General features: G+C 64.0%; 12 protein-coding genes. 6 read left to right on the forward strand and 6 right to left on the reverse strand.

Annotated features, from left to right (window positions below; all coding sequences use genetic code 11):
* Positions 1-120: 120 nt before the first annotated feature.
* The gene (galE, locus tag AB0N24_RS09660) at positions 121-1,140 is read right to left on the reverse strand and encodes a UDP-glucose 4-epimerase GalE (RefSeq protein ID WP_364123196.1); all 1,020 of its coding nucleotides are present in this window, start codon (positions 1,138-1,140) and stop codon (positions 121-123) included.
* Between the two features lie 148 nt (positions 1,141-1,288).
* Between galE and AB0N24_RS09665 the strand changes: the two genes are divergently transcribed.
* The 4 genes from AB0N24_RS09665 to AB0N24_RS09680 all read left to right on the forward strand — a co-directional run bounded on the left by AB0N24_RS09665 (position 1,289) and on the right by AB0N24_RS09680 (position 7,410).
* Positions 1,289-2,440, forward strand: a complete 1,152-nt coding sequence (locus AB0N24_RS09665) for a glycosyltransferase family 1 protein (protein ID WP_364123198.1) — start codon at positions 1,289-1,291, stop codon at positions 2,438-2,440.
* Between the two features lie 88 nt (positions 2,441-2,528).
* Positions 2,529-3,512, forward strand: coding sequence for a GDP-mannose 4,6-dehydratase (locus tag AB0N24_RS09670; protein ID WP_364123200.1), 984 nt, complete (start codon positions 2,529-2,531; stop codon positions 3,510-3,512).
* Entirely contained in the window at positions 3,509-4,516 is a 1,008-nt protein-coding gene (locus tag AB0N24_RS09675; protein ID WP_364123202.1) for a GDP-mannose 4,6-dehydratase, read from the forward strand. The genes AB0N24_RS09670 and AB0N24_RS09675 overlap by 4 nt, the downstream gene beginning before the upstream one ends.
* Positions 4,517-4,704: 188 nt before the next feature.
* Positions 4,705-7,410: a GH25 family lysozyme gene (locus AB0N24_RS09680; protein ID WP_364123204.1), complete on the forward strand. Its 2,706-nt coding sequence runs from the start codon at positions 4,705-4,707 to the stop codon at positions 7,408-7,410.
* A 60-nt stretch (positions 7,411-7,470) separates the two neighbouring features.
* Here the strand turns inward: AB0N24_RS09680 and AB0N24_RS09685 are convergent, their stop codons facing one another.
* Complete coding sequence (locus AB0N24_RS09685; RefSeq protein WP_364123206.1) at positions 7,471-8,751, reverse strand: hypothetical protein; 1,281 nt, start codon at positions 8,749-8,751, stop codon at positions 7,471-7,473.
* A 158-nt stretch (positions 8,752-8,909) separates the two neighbouring features.
* Between AB0N24_RS09685 and AB0N24_RS09690 the strand changes: the two genes are divergently transcribed.
* Both AB0N24_RS09690 and AB0N24_RS09695 read left to right on the forward strand, forming a co-directional pair.
* Positions 8,910-9,797, forward strand: a complete 888-nt coding sequence (locus AB0N24_RS09690) for a glycosyltransferase (RefSeq protein ID WP_364123208.1) — start codon at positions 8,910-8,912, stop codon at positions 9,795-9,797.
* A gap of 61 nt (positions 9,798-9,858) precedes the next feature.
* On the forward strand, positions 9,859-10,968 hold the full coding sequence (locus AB0N24_RS09695) for an NAD-dependent epimerase/dehydratase family protein (protein WP_364123210.1): 1,110 nt from the start codon (positions 9,859-9,861) through the stop codon (positions 10,966-10,968).
* 150 nt (positions 10,969-11,118) lie between these two features.
* Here AB0N24_RS09695 and AB0N24_RS09700 read toward each other — a convergent pair whose 3' ends face one another.
* The 4 genes from AB0N24_RS09700 to AB0N24_RS09715 all read right to left on the reverse strand — a co-directional run.
* On the reverse strand, positions 11,119-12,324 hold the full coding sequence (locus tag AB0N24_RS09700) for an acyltransferase (protein ID WP_364123212.1): 1,206 nt from the start codon (positions 12,322-12,324) through the stop codon (positions 11,119-11,121).
* Positions 12,325-12,365: 41 nt separating this feature from the next.
* The gene (locus AB0N24_RS09705; RefSeq protein WP_214953084.1) at positions 12,366-12,713 is read right to left on the reverse strand and encodes a DUF2304 domain-containing protein; all 348 of its coding nucleotides are present in this window, start codon (positions 12,711-12,713) and stop codon (positions 12,366-12,368) included.
* A 32-nt stretch (positions 12,714-12,745) separates the two neighbouring features.
* The gene (locus AB0N24_RS09710; RefSeq protein ID WP_364123214.1) at positions 12,746-13,411 is read right to left on the reverse strand and encodes a glycosyltransferase family 2 protein; all 666 of its coding nucleotides are present in this window, start codon (positions 13,409-13,411) and stop codon (positions 12,746-12,748) included.
* A gap of 120 nt (positions 13,412-13,531) precedes the next feature.
* A partial coding sequence (locus AB0N24_RS09715; RefSeq protein ID WP_364123216.1) for a sugar nucleotide-binding protein occupies positions 13,532-14,658 on the reverse strand: 1,127 nt, incomplete at its 5' end.

Consider the following 14,658-nt stretch of genomic DNA (forward strand, 5'->3'; position numbering starts at 1 on the left):
CGCCCCCGACTGAGGCAGTACAACTGGGTTAAAGCTAAGGGAGCATACACATGTAGGCCAAGTCACATCTTCATTGCTGTGGATAACCCGGGGTCAGGTCCCTTGGAACCTGGCGTTAAATCACACCGACTCTTCGTACCCTGAGGGGTTCCTGCTTTGCCAGCGCCAGTGGTCTTCGCACATCGTTGCCAGGTTCCGCCGGGCTGACCAGCCCAGGTCCGCCAGTGCCGCGGAAGGATCCGAATAGCTGACAGCAGCGTCGCCGGGCCGCCGCGGAGCGATCTCGTAGGGTACGGGCACTCCGGCTGCCTGGCTAAAGGCCTCAATAACTTCAAGGACGGACGACCCACGGCCCGTTCCAAGGTTCCAGCGGTAAACACCGGCCTTGTCCTGCAGGTAGCCCAGCGCGGCGAGGTGACCGGCTGCAAGGTCCATCACGTGGATATAGTCCCGGACACCGGTGCCATCCGCCGTCGGATAGTCATCCCCGAAAACCATGACCTTTTCGCGTCGCCCCACCGCAACCTGGGCCACGAAAGGCAGCAGGTTGTTGGGTACGCCGACCGGGTCCTCGCCGATCAGGCCCGATTCGTGGGCACCGACGGGATTGAAGTAGCGGAGGAGGGCTATGCTCCAGCTCGGGTCGGCCGCACCAAGGTCCGAGAGGATGTCCTCGATCTGTTCCTTGGTTCGGCCGTAGGGATTGGTGGCGTCCAGCGGCGCCTTCTCGATCAGGGGCACTTCCTCGGACGCCCCGTACACCGTGGCGGAGGAGCTGAAGACGAGGCGGCGAACACCGGCCCGGTCCATGCTGTGCAGGAGATTCAGGGTGCCGACCACGTTGTTCTGGTAGTACCAGAGGGGCTTGGCGACCGACTCCCCAACGGCCTTGAGGCCGGCGAAGTGGATGACGGCGTCGAAGCTGTCCTCAGCGAAGAGGCGGTCCACAGAGGCCGCATCGAGCAGATCAACCTCGCGGAAGTCGATTTTCTTTCCGCTGAGCTGCTCCACCCTGCGCAGCGACTCACGGTTTGAATTCATCAGGTTGTCGAGGACAACGACCTCGTGCCCTTCTTCCAGCAGACAGAGCGTCGTGTGCGATCCGATGTAGCCGGCGCCGCCGGTGACCAATACCTTCATGGGCTCTAGTCTAGGACGGCGTTGAGGACTGGTCACAGTCACGCCGCTGCCGGACGTTGTGTGAACGAACCGAAACAAGCGCATGCGGCAGCTGTGATCCACACCGGCAGAAGTCTCTGGATCCAGCTCGAACGTTAGTATGTTCAGCATGACGACCTCCGAGCCCGGCACTTCGCCTGCCAACCAAACCGGCCCCTCAGACGCGTTGAAGGTGGGGGTTTCCATGCTCACACTTGTCCCGGGCGGGATGGGAGGCAGCGAAACCTATGCACGCGAACTGGTCCGCAAACTCGGTGCCTCCCCGGCGGTGAATCCCACCTGCTATGTCAACGAATCCGGGCGCGGGTTCAGCGAGGGCGCGGATGAAGTCGTGATTCCCGGGCTGGCCGGCGGCGCCTCAACCATCGCACGCCTTGCCACCCTGGCCAAGGGCCTCGTCACGAGGAGCTCTATTCTGCGCAGGATGCGCCCAATGGACGTTTTCCATGTCCCCTTCACCGTTCCACTGCCGAAGCCGCCGAAGGGAACGCCGTTTGTTCAGACACTTCTGGACGTTCAGCATCTTGACCTTCCCGAACTGTTCGGCACCGCCGACAAGCTCTACCGCAAGGTCTTCTATGAGAAAGCCGCCCGCGACGCGGACGCCATCGTGACCATCAGCGACTTTGCCAAAGACAGCATCGTCAAGCACCTCGGCATCGCGCCGGACAAGATTTTCACCGCGCACCTGGGCGTCAACGCCGAAGAATTCATACCAAATTTCGGACCGCGCGAAAGTTTCATCATGTACCCGGCCCGAGGGTGGAAACACAAGAACCACGCCAAGCTTTTCGAAGCCATGCGGTTGCTTGAAGTCACCAACCCCGAGCTGCGCCTCATCCTGACGGGCGGGGCCCTGGACACGCTGACGGACATTCCCGCCAACGTGGAGGTCCGCGGCCTGGTCCCGCTCGCCGAGCTCAGGGAACTGTACCGGAGCGCCGCCTGCATGGTGTTCCCCAGCCTTTACGAGGGATTCGGTCTGCCGCCGCTGGAGGCCATGGCTTCGGGCTGCCCCGTGGCAAGCTCAACCGCAGGCTCACTTCCGGAAATTGTTGGAGACGCCGCCGAACTGTTCGATCCGCAGGACCCTGAGGCCATCGCCACGGCGATCCGGAACGCCATCGCCAGGACCGACGAGCTGCAGCGGCTTGGCCTGGAGCAGGTGCGCAAGTTCACCTGGGAACACTGCGCCAATGTGCACGAACAGGCTTACCGCTATGCACTCAATCAGCGCGCCACAGCAGCGAGCACCGTTTGATCACCATGTACACGCCGCCTCTGAGCCAAAGCTCCGTGCCATATATAGTTGCTGTAGCCCCGCAAACAATCTGTAAGGACCTCTTCCCATGCCCCGTGCGCTAATCACCGGAATCACTGGCCAGGACGGCCTGTATCTCGCAGAGCTCCTTCTCTCGAAAGGCTACGAGGTATTCGGCCTCATCCGAGGACAGAACAACCCCAAGCACGATCTGGTCCGCCAGACCGTTCCGGGCGTGAAGCTGCTCACCGGCGACCTCACCGATGTCTCCTCACTGGTCCGGGTGCTCGGCGTTGCCCAGCCGGACGAGGTCTACAACCTCGGGGCGATTTCCTTCGTGGCTTACTCCTGGGAGAACGCGTCACTGACCACAGACGTCACCGGCAAGGGCGTGCTGAACATGCTCGAGGCAACCCGCCTCTATGCCGGGGACGACATCTCCAGGGTGCGCTTCTACCAGGCGTCCTCGTCCGAGATGTTCGGCAAGGTCCAGCAGGTGCCCCAGACCGAGGAAACCCTCCTTTGGCCCCGGTCCCCCTACGGTGTGGCCAAGGTCTTCGGCCACTACATGACAATCAACTACCGCGAGTCCTACGGCATGCACGCATCGAGCGGCATCCTCTTCAACCACGAGTCGCCGCGCCGGGGTCCGGAGTTTGTCACCCGCAAGGTTTCCATGGCGGTCGCACGGATCAAGCTCGGACTCCAGGAAGAAATCGTCCTTGGCAACCTGGACGCCAAGCGCGACTGGGGCTTCGCAGGGGACTACGTGGAAGCCATGTGGCTGATGCTGCAGCAGCCCGAGGCTGACGATTACGTCATCTCCACCGGTGCAACGCACTCCATCGAAGAACTCCTCCAGGCTGCCTTTGACGCCGCGGGCCTGGACAACTGGCGGCAGTACGTCCGGCAGGACCCCAAGTTCATGCGCCCCGCCGAAGTCGACCTGCTGATCGGTGACGCGTCCAAGGCCCAGGAGAAGCTTGGCTGGAAGCCAAAGGTCTCCTTCAACGAACTCGTCAAGATGATGGTTGAGAACGACATTGCCGAGCAGACTGCCTTGATGCGGTGAACCCGCTCAGCGAGGCGGGACCCGTTCCCGTCGGCACGGCATTCCTTACCGGAGTAACGGGCCAGGACGGGTCCTACCTGGCCGAATCCCTGCTCTCCCGCGGCTGGGAAGTCCATGGCCTCGTCCGCCATGCACTGCAGCCGGGAGCGCATGAGGGGGAAACAACCGTGGACGGGGTGGAGTACCACCTCGGCGATCTTTCCCGCCCGGACGATGTGGGCTCCATTCTGGAATCGGTCAAGCCTGACCTGGTCTTCAACCTCGGCGGCATCAGCTCGGTGTACCAGTCGTGGCAGCACCCGTACGACACGGCGCTGATCTCAGGTGCCTCGGTCGTCTCAATGCTGGAAACCATCTGGCAGCTGCAGCAGGCCACCGGCAAGCAGATCCGCTTTCTCCAGGCTTCGAGTGCCGAGCTGTTCGGTGAGGCGGAGTCGGCACCGCAGAGCGAGTCCACGCCGATCAGGCCCATCTCCCCCTACGGTGCCGCGAAGGCGCTGGCGCACCACACCGTCAGCGTCTACCGGAGCCGGGGCATGTTCGCTTCCTCTGCGATTCTCTACAACCACGAGTCGGTGCGGCGGCCGGCAAAATTCGTCACGCGCAAGATCACATCGGGAGCCGCGGCCATCGCGGCAGGCAAGCTGGACAAGCTGTCGCTGGGAAACCTGAACGCAATCCGGGACTGGGGCTGGGCTCCGGATTTCGTCGACGCCATGGACAGGATCATCCACGCATCCGAGCCCGACGACTTTGTCGTCGCGACCGGCGTCTCGCACTCCGTCCAGGATTTCGTGGAGGCGGCCTTCAAGGCTGTGGGCATTGACGACTGGCGCGCCGTGGTGGACGTTGACGAGTCCTTGGCCCGGCCTACCGACGCTGCAGAGATGAGGGGCGACATCTCCAAGATTTCGTCCCGGCTGGGCTGGCATCCGTCAGTGGATTTCGACGCCCTGGTTACTGCCATGGTTCGGCACGACCAGGCACTCCTCGCAGACAAATAGGCGCCCGCTGGGGTCACTTTGGTAACAACTTGCACTCTGGTTACACCCGTAACATTGGTGCTACATTGGCCGGGTCATGAAGATGATCCGGAACGGCCCAGCTGTCCCCACCGTCCGAAATGACAAAACCAATAGGTTTCTAATTTCGCGATGTGTGGGGATCTGCGCGTTGCCGGCCGGAGCAGAACATGAGTCTCAGCAAAGTCACAGGCGCACGTGCGGGCGCAGCAACTTCCTTGGGCGGACGGGTACTGGCCGCGGCCCTTCTGGCCTCAGCCTTGGTGTGCAGTTCCTTCGTGCCGGCCTTGCCGGCATCTGCCGCCCAACAGGTGGCGCCGTCACCGTCGTCGACGCCCACACCGGCGCCCGGCTCCCCTGCGGCGCCGGCTACGGCGACCACCGCAACTGAAAGCCCGACGGCGCCCGCTCCGGCTCCGTCGTCGGGCGAGGCACCCGCGCCCAGCCCGGCGCCGACCGCCGCCGAGTCCGTTCCGCCGGGATCAACAGTCGACGCAGAGACGCTGGCCAAGCTCAAGGCCGCCCAGGGGGCAGATGGCGCGCACATGGGCCAGGGGCTGCAGCAAAAGCTCGGGATCAGGGCAACCACCGAATCAACCGGGGCTTCGACACAGGCCACATACATGCCGCCCGGCATCCAGGGGCTCGATGTCAGTAGCCATCAGGGAGCGGTGAACTGGCAGGAACAGCGCAACATGGGCGGGCTGTTCGCCTATGTGAAGGCGACAGAATCCCTCAGCTACCTCAACCCCTACTTTTCCAGTCAGTACAACGGCTCCCGCAGCGTCGGCATGATCCGGGGCGCTTACCACTTCGCGATCCCGAACGTTTCTTCCGGCGCCTCGCAGGCGAACTACTTCGCGTCCAACGGCGGTGCCTGGAGCGGCGACGGAACCACCCTGCCTCCCCTGCTGGACATCGAGTACAACCCATACCCGGAACTGGGCAACACCTGCTACAACATGTCCCAGAGCCAGATGGTCCTCTGGATTGCGGACTTCTCCAACACGATGTACACCCGGACAGGCCGCTATCCCGCGATCTACACCACCACAGACTGGTGGACACAGTGCACGGGCAACAGCCCGGCGTTCAAAAACCAGCCGCTCCATATCGCGTCATACCGCACCGTCTCGCCGGGCGTCCTGCCGGCCGGCTGGACCAATTACGATATCTGGCAGTACAGCAGCCTGGGCCCGTTCGCCGGCGATTCGAACGTCTTCAGCGGCAGCTACGCCGAACTCCAGGCACTCGCAACCGGCTTCGATCCTGTCCTCAACAAGTACAACTCGATGGGCGGCGCCTCCAGCCGGCTCGGCGCCCAGACACATTCGCTCTACTGCGGTCTGCCGGCCGGCGGATGCTACCGGCAGTATGCCGGCGGCCAGATCATCTGGCAGGCCAACACCGGCGCGAAAGCCGTCTACTTCAGCTCCATCGGCGGCACCTGGCGCGGCTGGGGCGGCGTCGACGGCCGCCTTGGCTACCCGAAAACAGATGAAACCTGCTCTGCCACCGCGTGTTCCCAGACCTTCGTAGGCGGGACGGTCTACTGGTCCACCTCGACGAACGCCGCCGCCGTCTTCAACGGCGGAATCGGCGCACGCTGGCAGACCATGGGCGGCACCTCCGGGAGCCTCGGCTACCCCACGGCCTCCGAGACCTGTTCCGCCACTGCCTGCAGCCAGTCGTTCCAAGGCGGCAAGATCCTGTGGACAGCCGCCACCGGCTCCTGGGCCGTCACGTCCGGTGACATCGCAACGGCCTGGGAGGCACTGGGCGGCGAAACCAGCCGGCTCGGCTATCCCACCAACAACAAGTCGTGCACCGACACCTCGTGCGTCCAGAGCTTCCAGGGCGGAACCATGGTGTGGACCGGCGCCACGGGGGCGGTCCCGGTCTGGCGTACCTCCATTGGAAGCAAGTGGCAGGCCGACGGCGGGCTCTCGGGCCAGCTCGGGGCACCCCGGACGGCCGAAAGCTGTGAGGGATCAGTTTGCCGCCAGGTTTTCGTCAGCGGCCAAATATTCTGGACCCCGGAATCCGGGACGCGGACCATCGTCAACGGCGAAATTTCCAAGAAGTGGACCGCACTCCAAGCCGAGAAGGGCCGCTTCGGCAGTCCCATCAGCGATACCAACTTCTGTGACGGAAAGGAGTGCTTCCAGGACTTCGAGGGCGGCCGGATCCTCAAGGACCCCACCGCTGCGACCCCTGCGTTTGGGGTGCTCCGCGGTACGGGCATCGGGTCATTGTGGGCGGCCATGGGAAGCGAGAAGGCCCGCCTGAGTTACCCTACGACCGATGAAACCTGCGCCGGCAGCACCTGCAAGCAGTCCTTCAGCGGCGGAACCATCTACTGGACCCCCGCCACCGGACAGTGGGCGGTATACAACGGCAGCATCGGCGGACTCTGGCGGAGCCTCGGAGCCGAGAACGCCCGCCTGGGCTACCCCGTCAGCAACGAGACCTGCCTCGTCAGCTCCTGCCGCCAGAGCTTCGCCGGCGGCGACATCCTATGGTCCTCCACAACCGGCACTGCCGCGGTGTACTCCGGGGGCATCGGATCCCTGTGGCGCTCGCTCGGCTCCGAATCGGGCCGGCTCGGTTTCCCCACGACGACGGAAACCTGCGGAGCAACAACATGCACCCAGTCGTTCGCCGGCGGAGAGATCCTCTGGGCATCCGGTGTGGGCATGGGCGCCGTCTACAACAGCGGCATTGGCGGCGTGTGGCGGACCAACGGGGCCCAGAACGGCTTCTTTGGATTCCCCACCAGCACCGAAACCTGCACCGCGGATACTTGCGAGCAGTACTTCAAGGGCGGCTCCATCAAATGGAGTGCAACGGCGGGCTTCACCATTACCCGCTACTGAGTTAGCGCCCCCACTGCAGCCCGAGGCGTATGGCTCCCGAGCGTGGGGCCCCGCGAGGTCCTACGCCGACGGGGCAGCAGTGCGGCGTGAGAGTGCCACGGTGTGGATGGAGACGCCCAGCAGCGGACCCATCAGGGACACGACGGCCCTGAGGTCCGCGTCGAGGGGCAGCAGCAGGACCACCAGGGTGAGGACGCCTGCACTCACCCAGCCGACAGAAGATACCCGGTGCCGGTTGAGGGCTACACACATACCGCCGGTGAGGGTAAGCAGCGCCAGCACTGCAGCGGCAGCGGTCAGCCCGGCGAGGATCCACGGCGCGACGTGGTAGTCCGGGCCGAACAGCAGGACCATGAGCCAGGGTCCCACGAAGTACGCCGCCACGGCGCCAACAACCGCGACGCCGGTAATGGCGAGGGCGATCGGCCGCAGGGCCCCAAGGCCGCGGTCGCGGTGCCGGACGAAATGGGCGATGGCGACGCTCTGGAAGGTTCCCAGCGGAACCATCAGCGGCGCCCTGGTCAGGAGGATGGCAAGCAGCAGAGGGGCCGACGCGAGGTAGACATCAGCCGGCGTCGTGATCCGATACAGAATCGGGAATCCGACAACGAGTGACGCACTGGCGGCCGTCGAGATGCTGGCGTGGCCCACTTTTCGTGCAAAGTCCCTGACGGGAACGGCCAACGGCATACTGAACGCCGACCGCAGTTGAGGGCTGAAGACGGCTACCAGCGCCCAGGCGAGGGCCCCGGCTGCCGCCGCGGCCGCCAGCCCTGCAGTGGATCCCGCCAGCAAACCGACGATGAGGACAAGGACCAGCCGGAACGAGGACTCGGAAGCGACGAGGACCGAGAAGTTGCCCCAGAGGTGCCGGCCGCTGAGGACGCCCGCCAATGCGGCATGGACGGAAAAGGCCACGCCGGCACCGGCGAGGACGAGAACCAGCACCACCCAGTGGGGTCCCAGCACTGCCCGGCCCCACAGCAGCGACGTCATCACCAATACGAGTGCGACGCCGGCGGCGATGCCGAAGACCACTGCGAAGAGGGGAACCGTTCGCGGCTTCTCCGTGCCGCCGGGCGTGGCGGAAGGGGCCGAGCCCAAGGCGGTCACGTACCGGATGATCTCCGTTTGGAGGCCGCCGAGGATACCGAACAGCAGGAAGAGCGCGGACCAGAACGCCAGGAACTCTGCGTTGTCTGCCTTGCTGAGTACACGCGGCACAAACCAGATGACCAGGTACCCGGCTGCAGCCGAAGCAATCGACGCCAAACCGACCGAAGCGGCCTGGCGTGCAGCAATGGTCGACTTCTGCTGTGCCCTGCCTTCAGTGTGCGTCATCCGTTAAGAACCGGGGCAGCAGGGGTCAATGGCCGGATAACGTGGGAGGTCATGGCAACATATTAGTGTCGGATACGGACTGGCACTCAATTGAAGCCGCCGCCCCGGCAACCTTGAACGAGCTCAGTTGAGCTACGACAACCCGTGGAAGTTGGAAAATGCCGCTCGATATTTTTGTACCGTACTGGGGCGATCCTTCGCTGCTCAAGGAAACAGTCGCGAGCGTCTTTGCACAAACCAACGGGGACTGGAAACTCACGGTCATCGACGATTGCTACCCCGATCCCTCCGTGCAGGAGTACTTCGCGACGATCGATGATGAACGGGTCACCTACCAGCGGAACGAATCCAACAAAGGTATTACGGAGAACTACCGCACGTGTGTTGCCGAAGCCACGCAGGATCTCATGGTGATCCTTGGCTGCGATGATGTGCTGCTGCCGAACTATGTGGACGTAGTCCTGCAGGCCCACCGCGATTTTCCGGACGCCTCCGTGATCCAGCCCGGAGTGCAGGTCATCGATGAAACCGGGCAGATCGTCAGGTCCCTTGCCGATTCCGTTAAGCGGAAGTTCGTTGGACCCAAAACCAACGCCACAACCGTCCTTGCCGGGGAATCCCTCGCCGTCAGTCTCCTGGGCGGCAACTGGCTGTACTGGCCTTCCCTCGCCTTCCGGACCGACGCAATCCGCAAGGTCAGCTTCCGCGACGGCCTCCCCATCGTCCAGGATCTGGCGCTGGTAATGGACATCGTCCTGCAGGGCGGATCGCTGGTTCACGTCCCGACCCTGGCGTTCTCCTACCGCCGCCACTCCGCAAGTGCCTCGGCGGCGACGCTGACCGACGGGACGCGTTTCGCCGGCGACCGGGAGTACGCCCGCATTGCCGAGGACCTTTGCCGGGCAAAGGGCTGGAAGAAGGCCGCGGTGGCAGCCCGTGTGCGCTGGACCTCGCGCCTGCACGCCGTCACACTCATGCCCGGAGCCCTGCTCTCCCGCAATCCGAAAGCGGTCAAGGCCACATTCAGGCACGCGTTCGGTCACTGAGCCGTGCCTGTCCTATGAGAAACTGGACCTTGCAGATGTCCGCCCCAGAAAGGCCTCACTAGTGACCCCCTCAACGTCATCAACAACGTCCACTGCCAAACGGGGTACTGTCCTCGTGACGGGAGGCGCCGGGTTTATCGGATGCGCCATTTCCCCGGCCCTGGTTGCGGCGTTCGACCGAGTGGTAGCTGTGGACAGCCTGCACCCGCAGATCCACGCCAGCCAGTCGCGGCCGGAGGAACTCGACCCCGCCGTCGAGCTGATCGTTCGTGACATCACTGAGGCTCAGACCTGGGACGAGGTGCTCCCGGACGTCGCGCCCGACGTCGTGATTCACCTTGCCGCCGAGACCGGAACCGGACAGTCGCTGGAGGAATCCACGCGACACGCAATCGCCAACGTGGTGGGCACCACGCAGATGCTGGACGGCCTGAACCGCAGCGGTAAGCTGCCGCGCCGCATCGTCCTGACGAGCAGCCGCGCTGTATATGGAGAAGGCGCCTGGAAGTCGGACGCGGACGGAACCCTGTTCTATCCCGGCCAGCGATCGAACGAAATCCTGTCACGCTCACAGTGGGATTTCCCCGCGGCCCAGCCCGTGGCCATGTCCGCTGCCGTCGTTGCCCCGGCTCCGGTCAGCGTGTACGGCTCCACGAAGCTCGCCCAGGAGAACATCCTGGAGTCGTGGGCAAAGTCCTACGGCGTCGAAGCCGCCGTGCTGCGCCTCCAGAACGTCTACGGCCCGGGCCAGTCCCTCATCAACCCGTACACGGGGATCATGTCCCTCTTCTGCCGGATGGCAAAAGCCGGGAAGTCCATCCCGCTTTACGAGGACGGCGAGGTGCGCCGCGACTTCGTGCTGATCGACGACGTCGCCGCAGCTGTGGTTGCAGCCGCTGTCGCTGACGAGGCACATGATGGTGCCCTCGACATCGGATCGGGTGAATTCCAGACCATCCGGACGGCCGCCCAGATCATCAGCCGCCACTACGGCGCACCGGAGCCGCACGTCACGGGCCAGTTCCGCCAGGGCGACGTACGGCATGCATGGGCCGATGTGGAGCCGGCCAAGGCCGCGCTGCCGTGGGAACCCCGCTACGATCTGGAGGCCGGCATTGCACGCCTCGCCGAATGGATCGACGGGCGCTTGCCGGCAGAGGCAAAGCTCTAGGTTTACTGCCCGCTGACGTTTGCTTGGGCAAACAAAACGAGGGCCTCCGGTATCGATTGGGTGACTACACTCAATCGATTACCCGAGGCCCTCGTTTTTTGCGTCGATTCCGCGGACCATCCACGCATCCGCGGTCGCGATGCCGTCGTGCTAACGTCTTCCTGCCGTGGTGACTCCGGCTTCCGCAGGGGAGTCAGCAGGCACAGACAGGCTGTCGTTCGCGGCTTCGGGAGGCGCCGCTGCCGGAACTGCAGCCGGCACCGATGCCTTGCGCCGCCGCCGGACCGCACGCATCACAGGCCGCTCCACCAGCAGCCAGCTGAGCGTGGCCAGGACCAGGGTGCCGGCAGCGGAGGAAAGGATGTAGATTGCCATGCCCTGGTTATGCACACCATAGAGCGCCAACAGCTGCTGAACGGGCCAGGCGTAGATGTAGAACCCGTAGGAGACATCGTGGGTCCGGATCAGCTTCGGTGAGGGCAGCACTGACGAGACCCACAACAGGCCGTATGCAATAAACGGGCCGGCAAGCTGGCCTCCCCATACGGGAAAAGCGAAAATGCAGAGCGCGGCCGCCGCGATGGATCCGAGGCCGGTGGCCCAATGAAGGCCAACCCATTTGGAGATCGACTGGACAAGGGCTCCGCCGAGGAAGAACGGCACCAATTTCGCCAGCAGGGAGAAATCAGTGTCCTGCAGCAGGGGCATGATGGCCGGCAGGTTCGCGTAGACTGCGACGCTTGCGCCGAACGCCAGAGCGAGCGGCACCGGTGAGCGCCGGACCCAGGCCAGGCCGCCGATGGCCGCAATGATCAGATAGCAGAGGAATTCGTAGTAAAGGCTCCACAGTGAACCGTTCCACGAGCCGGCAAAGGGCACAGTCGCGGGAGTGAAGGCCACATCGTAGTTCTTCATCTCCAGGAACAGGTTGGAAAAGACGAACCGGAGCGGCGTCGTTTCCGTGGTCCAGTAGCCCGCCAAAGTGCCGTTCTGGCGGAGGAATCCGAGCGGGGCAAACACCAGGACCGTGACCGCGAGGCACGCCAGGAACGCGGGGTAGATCCTGGCGACGCGGTGTACGAGGTACTCGCCGAGGCCGTTGGTGAAGCGGCTCCCTGTGATCAGGTATCCGCTGAGGGCGAAGAAGCCCGCAACAGCCCAGCCGCCAAGGTTCTCACCGCGAAGATGGGGCCCTTCCCCCGCACCGGCCAGATAGAAGCTGTGGGCAAAGAGCACCATGGCAGCCAGGCCCAGCCTGATCATGTTCATGCTGTTGTTGCGCGGATCCAGCGCCTTGCCCCAGCGCGGTCCGGAACCCCGCGGCTCAACCCGGCTCGAGGCAGCCGAAGCGGCCATTGGCTTTCGCGTGATTTGGGAGGTGGCGGAGGTCTCCTCCACTAGCTCAGCTGCCCGGGTTTCTCGGCTTCATCGATCGCGATGCGGCGCGAGAGCTTAGTGAGGGCGTTTTCAGCGTGGCGGAAGCGCTGGTAGGTGGTTGCCATGAAAACGAAGAGGGAAACTACCGCGCCATAGAGCACCAGGTCGGTTCCTCGTCCGATGCCAAGGAACCCCGCAACCCGAGTGAGCGCCTCGGGAAAGAACACCGACAGTGCCGCGACGACTGCGAAGATCATCAGCAGGATGCGGCGTACGGCCAGGTGCCGCGCGTTGGAACCGCCGCGCATCAGGGCGAGCGAGACCACCATGACGGCAGCAACGAGGACAATTTGGACAATGATTAGCAATCCGACACCTTGGCTTGTTGAAGAACTGGGGGCTATTTGAAGAACAGTTCGGCCACGATGTTGACCGAGTTCAGCAGGGACTGTCCCTTGGACTTGGAATAGTCCGTGTAGATGATCTCCACGGGGTGCTCCGCGTATTTCGGCTTGAGCCTGGCCAGCTGGTTCACCAGCTCGGAAGCATGGGCCATCCGGTTCTGGGTCAGGTGGATATTGGAGGCGACACGGGGGTTAAAGGCTCGCAGCCCGTTGTGCGCGTCGGTCAGGTTCATGCCTGTGGCAAGCCTGGATTGAATGGCTGCCGTCTTGAGAACGAGCCGTTTCGCGGCCGAGAGCTTTGTGCGGTCGTCCAGGAAGCGCGAGCCGAGGATGATTTCGGCCTCCCCCGATTTCACCCGCTGCGCCATGGCCAGAGCGTCGTCAACCCGGTGCTGGCCGTCGGCGTCGAACGTTACGATGCACTCCAGTTCCGGATCCTGCAGGGCGAACTCGATGCCGGTCTGCAACGCGGCACCCTGTCCCAGGTTGATGGGGTGCTGAACAACGACGGCGCCGGCCGCCCGTGCCTTCTCCTGTGATCCATCCGTGCTGCCGTCATCAACGCAAACGACGTGGGGGAACTGCTTCCGCAGCCCCTCGATGACCGAACCTACGACAGTAGCCTCGTTGTACATGGGGATTACGATCCAGGTGCGACTCACAGATCAATTGTTGCATATGGCACGCCTCCGGCTTGGCAGCGGCACCGGAGCCCGATGCCGCCGCCAAGGCCCTGAATCCGGCAACTCATGCCCGGCCCAGGCCTCGCCGGTGCCCTCCGGCTAGCTCAAGTATTCTTTCAGCCTGCTGGCAACGCTGGCCGGTTGAAAGCCTGTGGACTGGATTTTTGCCAGGTCCAGCACGCTGTTCAGCGGCCGGGGCGCTGCGTCCTTGCCTTTGAAGTATTCTTCGGTGCTGACGCCGGTAACGGCGGTCCGGGGCTGGCCTGACAGCTCGTATACGTCTGCGGCGATGTCCGCCCATGACTGCGGTTCGCCGTCGTTGCTCAGGTTGTAGGTGCCGTAGGCGGCGCCTGATGCCAGCAGGTGCTGGATGCCCGCGGCGATGTCCGCGGTGAAACTGAGCCGGCCGATCTGGTCGTTGACCACGGACGGTTCAATGCCTCGGCCGGCGAGGGACGCCATGGTGCGGACGAAGTTGTTGCCTTCACCGATGACCCAGCTGGTCCGGACGATGTAGTGGCGGGGAACAACACTGACGATGGCGTCGCCGGCTGCCTTGGTCTGGCCGTACACCCCCAGCGGAGTGAAGGGTTCAGCCTCGTCGTGGTTCTTGCGGACGCCGTCGAAGACGTAGTCCGAGGAGACATGCACGAGGGTGAGGTCATGTTCGACGGCGGCCCGGGCCAGGCGGGACACGGCGGCAACGTTAACGGCCCAGGCGGCGGCGCGCCCCTCCGCGGTTTCCGCGGTGTCGACAGCGGTGTAGGCGGCGGCGTTGATGACTGTCGAATAGTTCTTCCAGTTCCGCTCCGCGAAGGCCGCTTCACTGCCGAGGTCGAAGCCGGCGCGGCCGGCGAACTCAACGGTCGCGTCGCCGTCGTACAGTTCCCGCAGCGCTTTGCCCAGCTGTCCGTCGGCACCGACAACGAGGATCTTTTTGGCCGGCATCGGCACGACGTCCGCGAGGCGGGGGTGTGCCTTGTCCTTGTCGGAAAGCTCAGCATCGTCCAGCGGAACCGGCCAGGAGATGCCGGCCGTCTCGTCCGCGAGGTTCAGGAACGTGTACTGGCCCTGGGCGTCTGCGGACCAGTGGTCGTTGACGAGATAGGTGTAAGCGGTGTTGTCTTCCAAGGTCTGGAAGGCGTTGCCCACGCCGCGGGGAATGAAAATGGCCTGGCTCGGGTCCAGTTCGGCGGTGAAGACGGCGCCGAAGGACGGGCCCTCGC

The sequence above is a fragment of the Arthrobacter sp. NPDC093128 genome (assembly GCF_040683875.1).
In the GTDB taxonomy this organism is placed as follows: Bacteria; Actinomycetota; Actinomycetes; order Actinomycetales; family Micrococcaceae; genus Arthrobacter.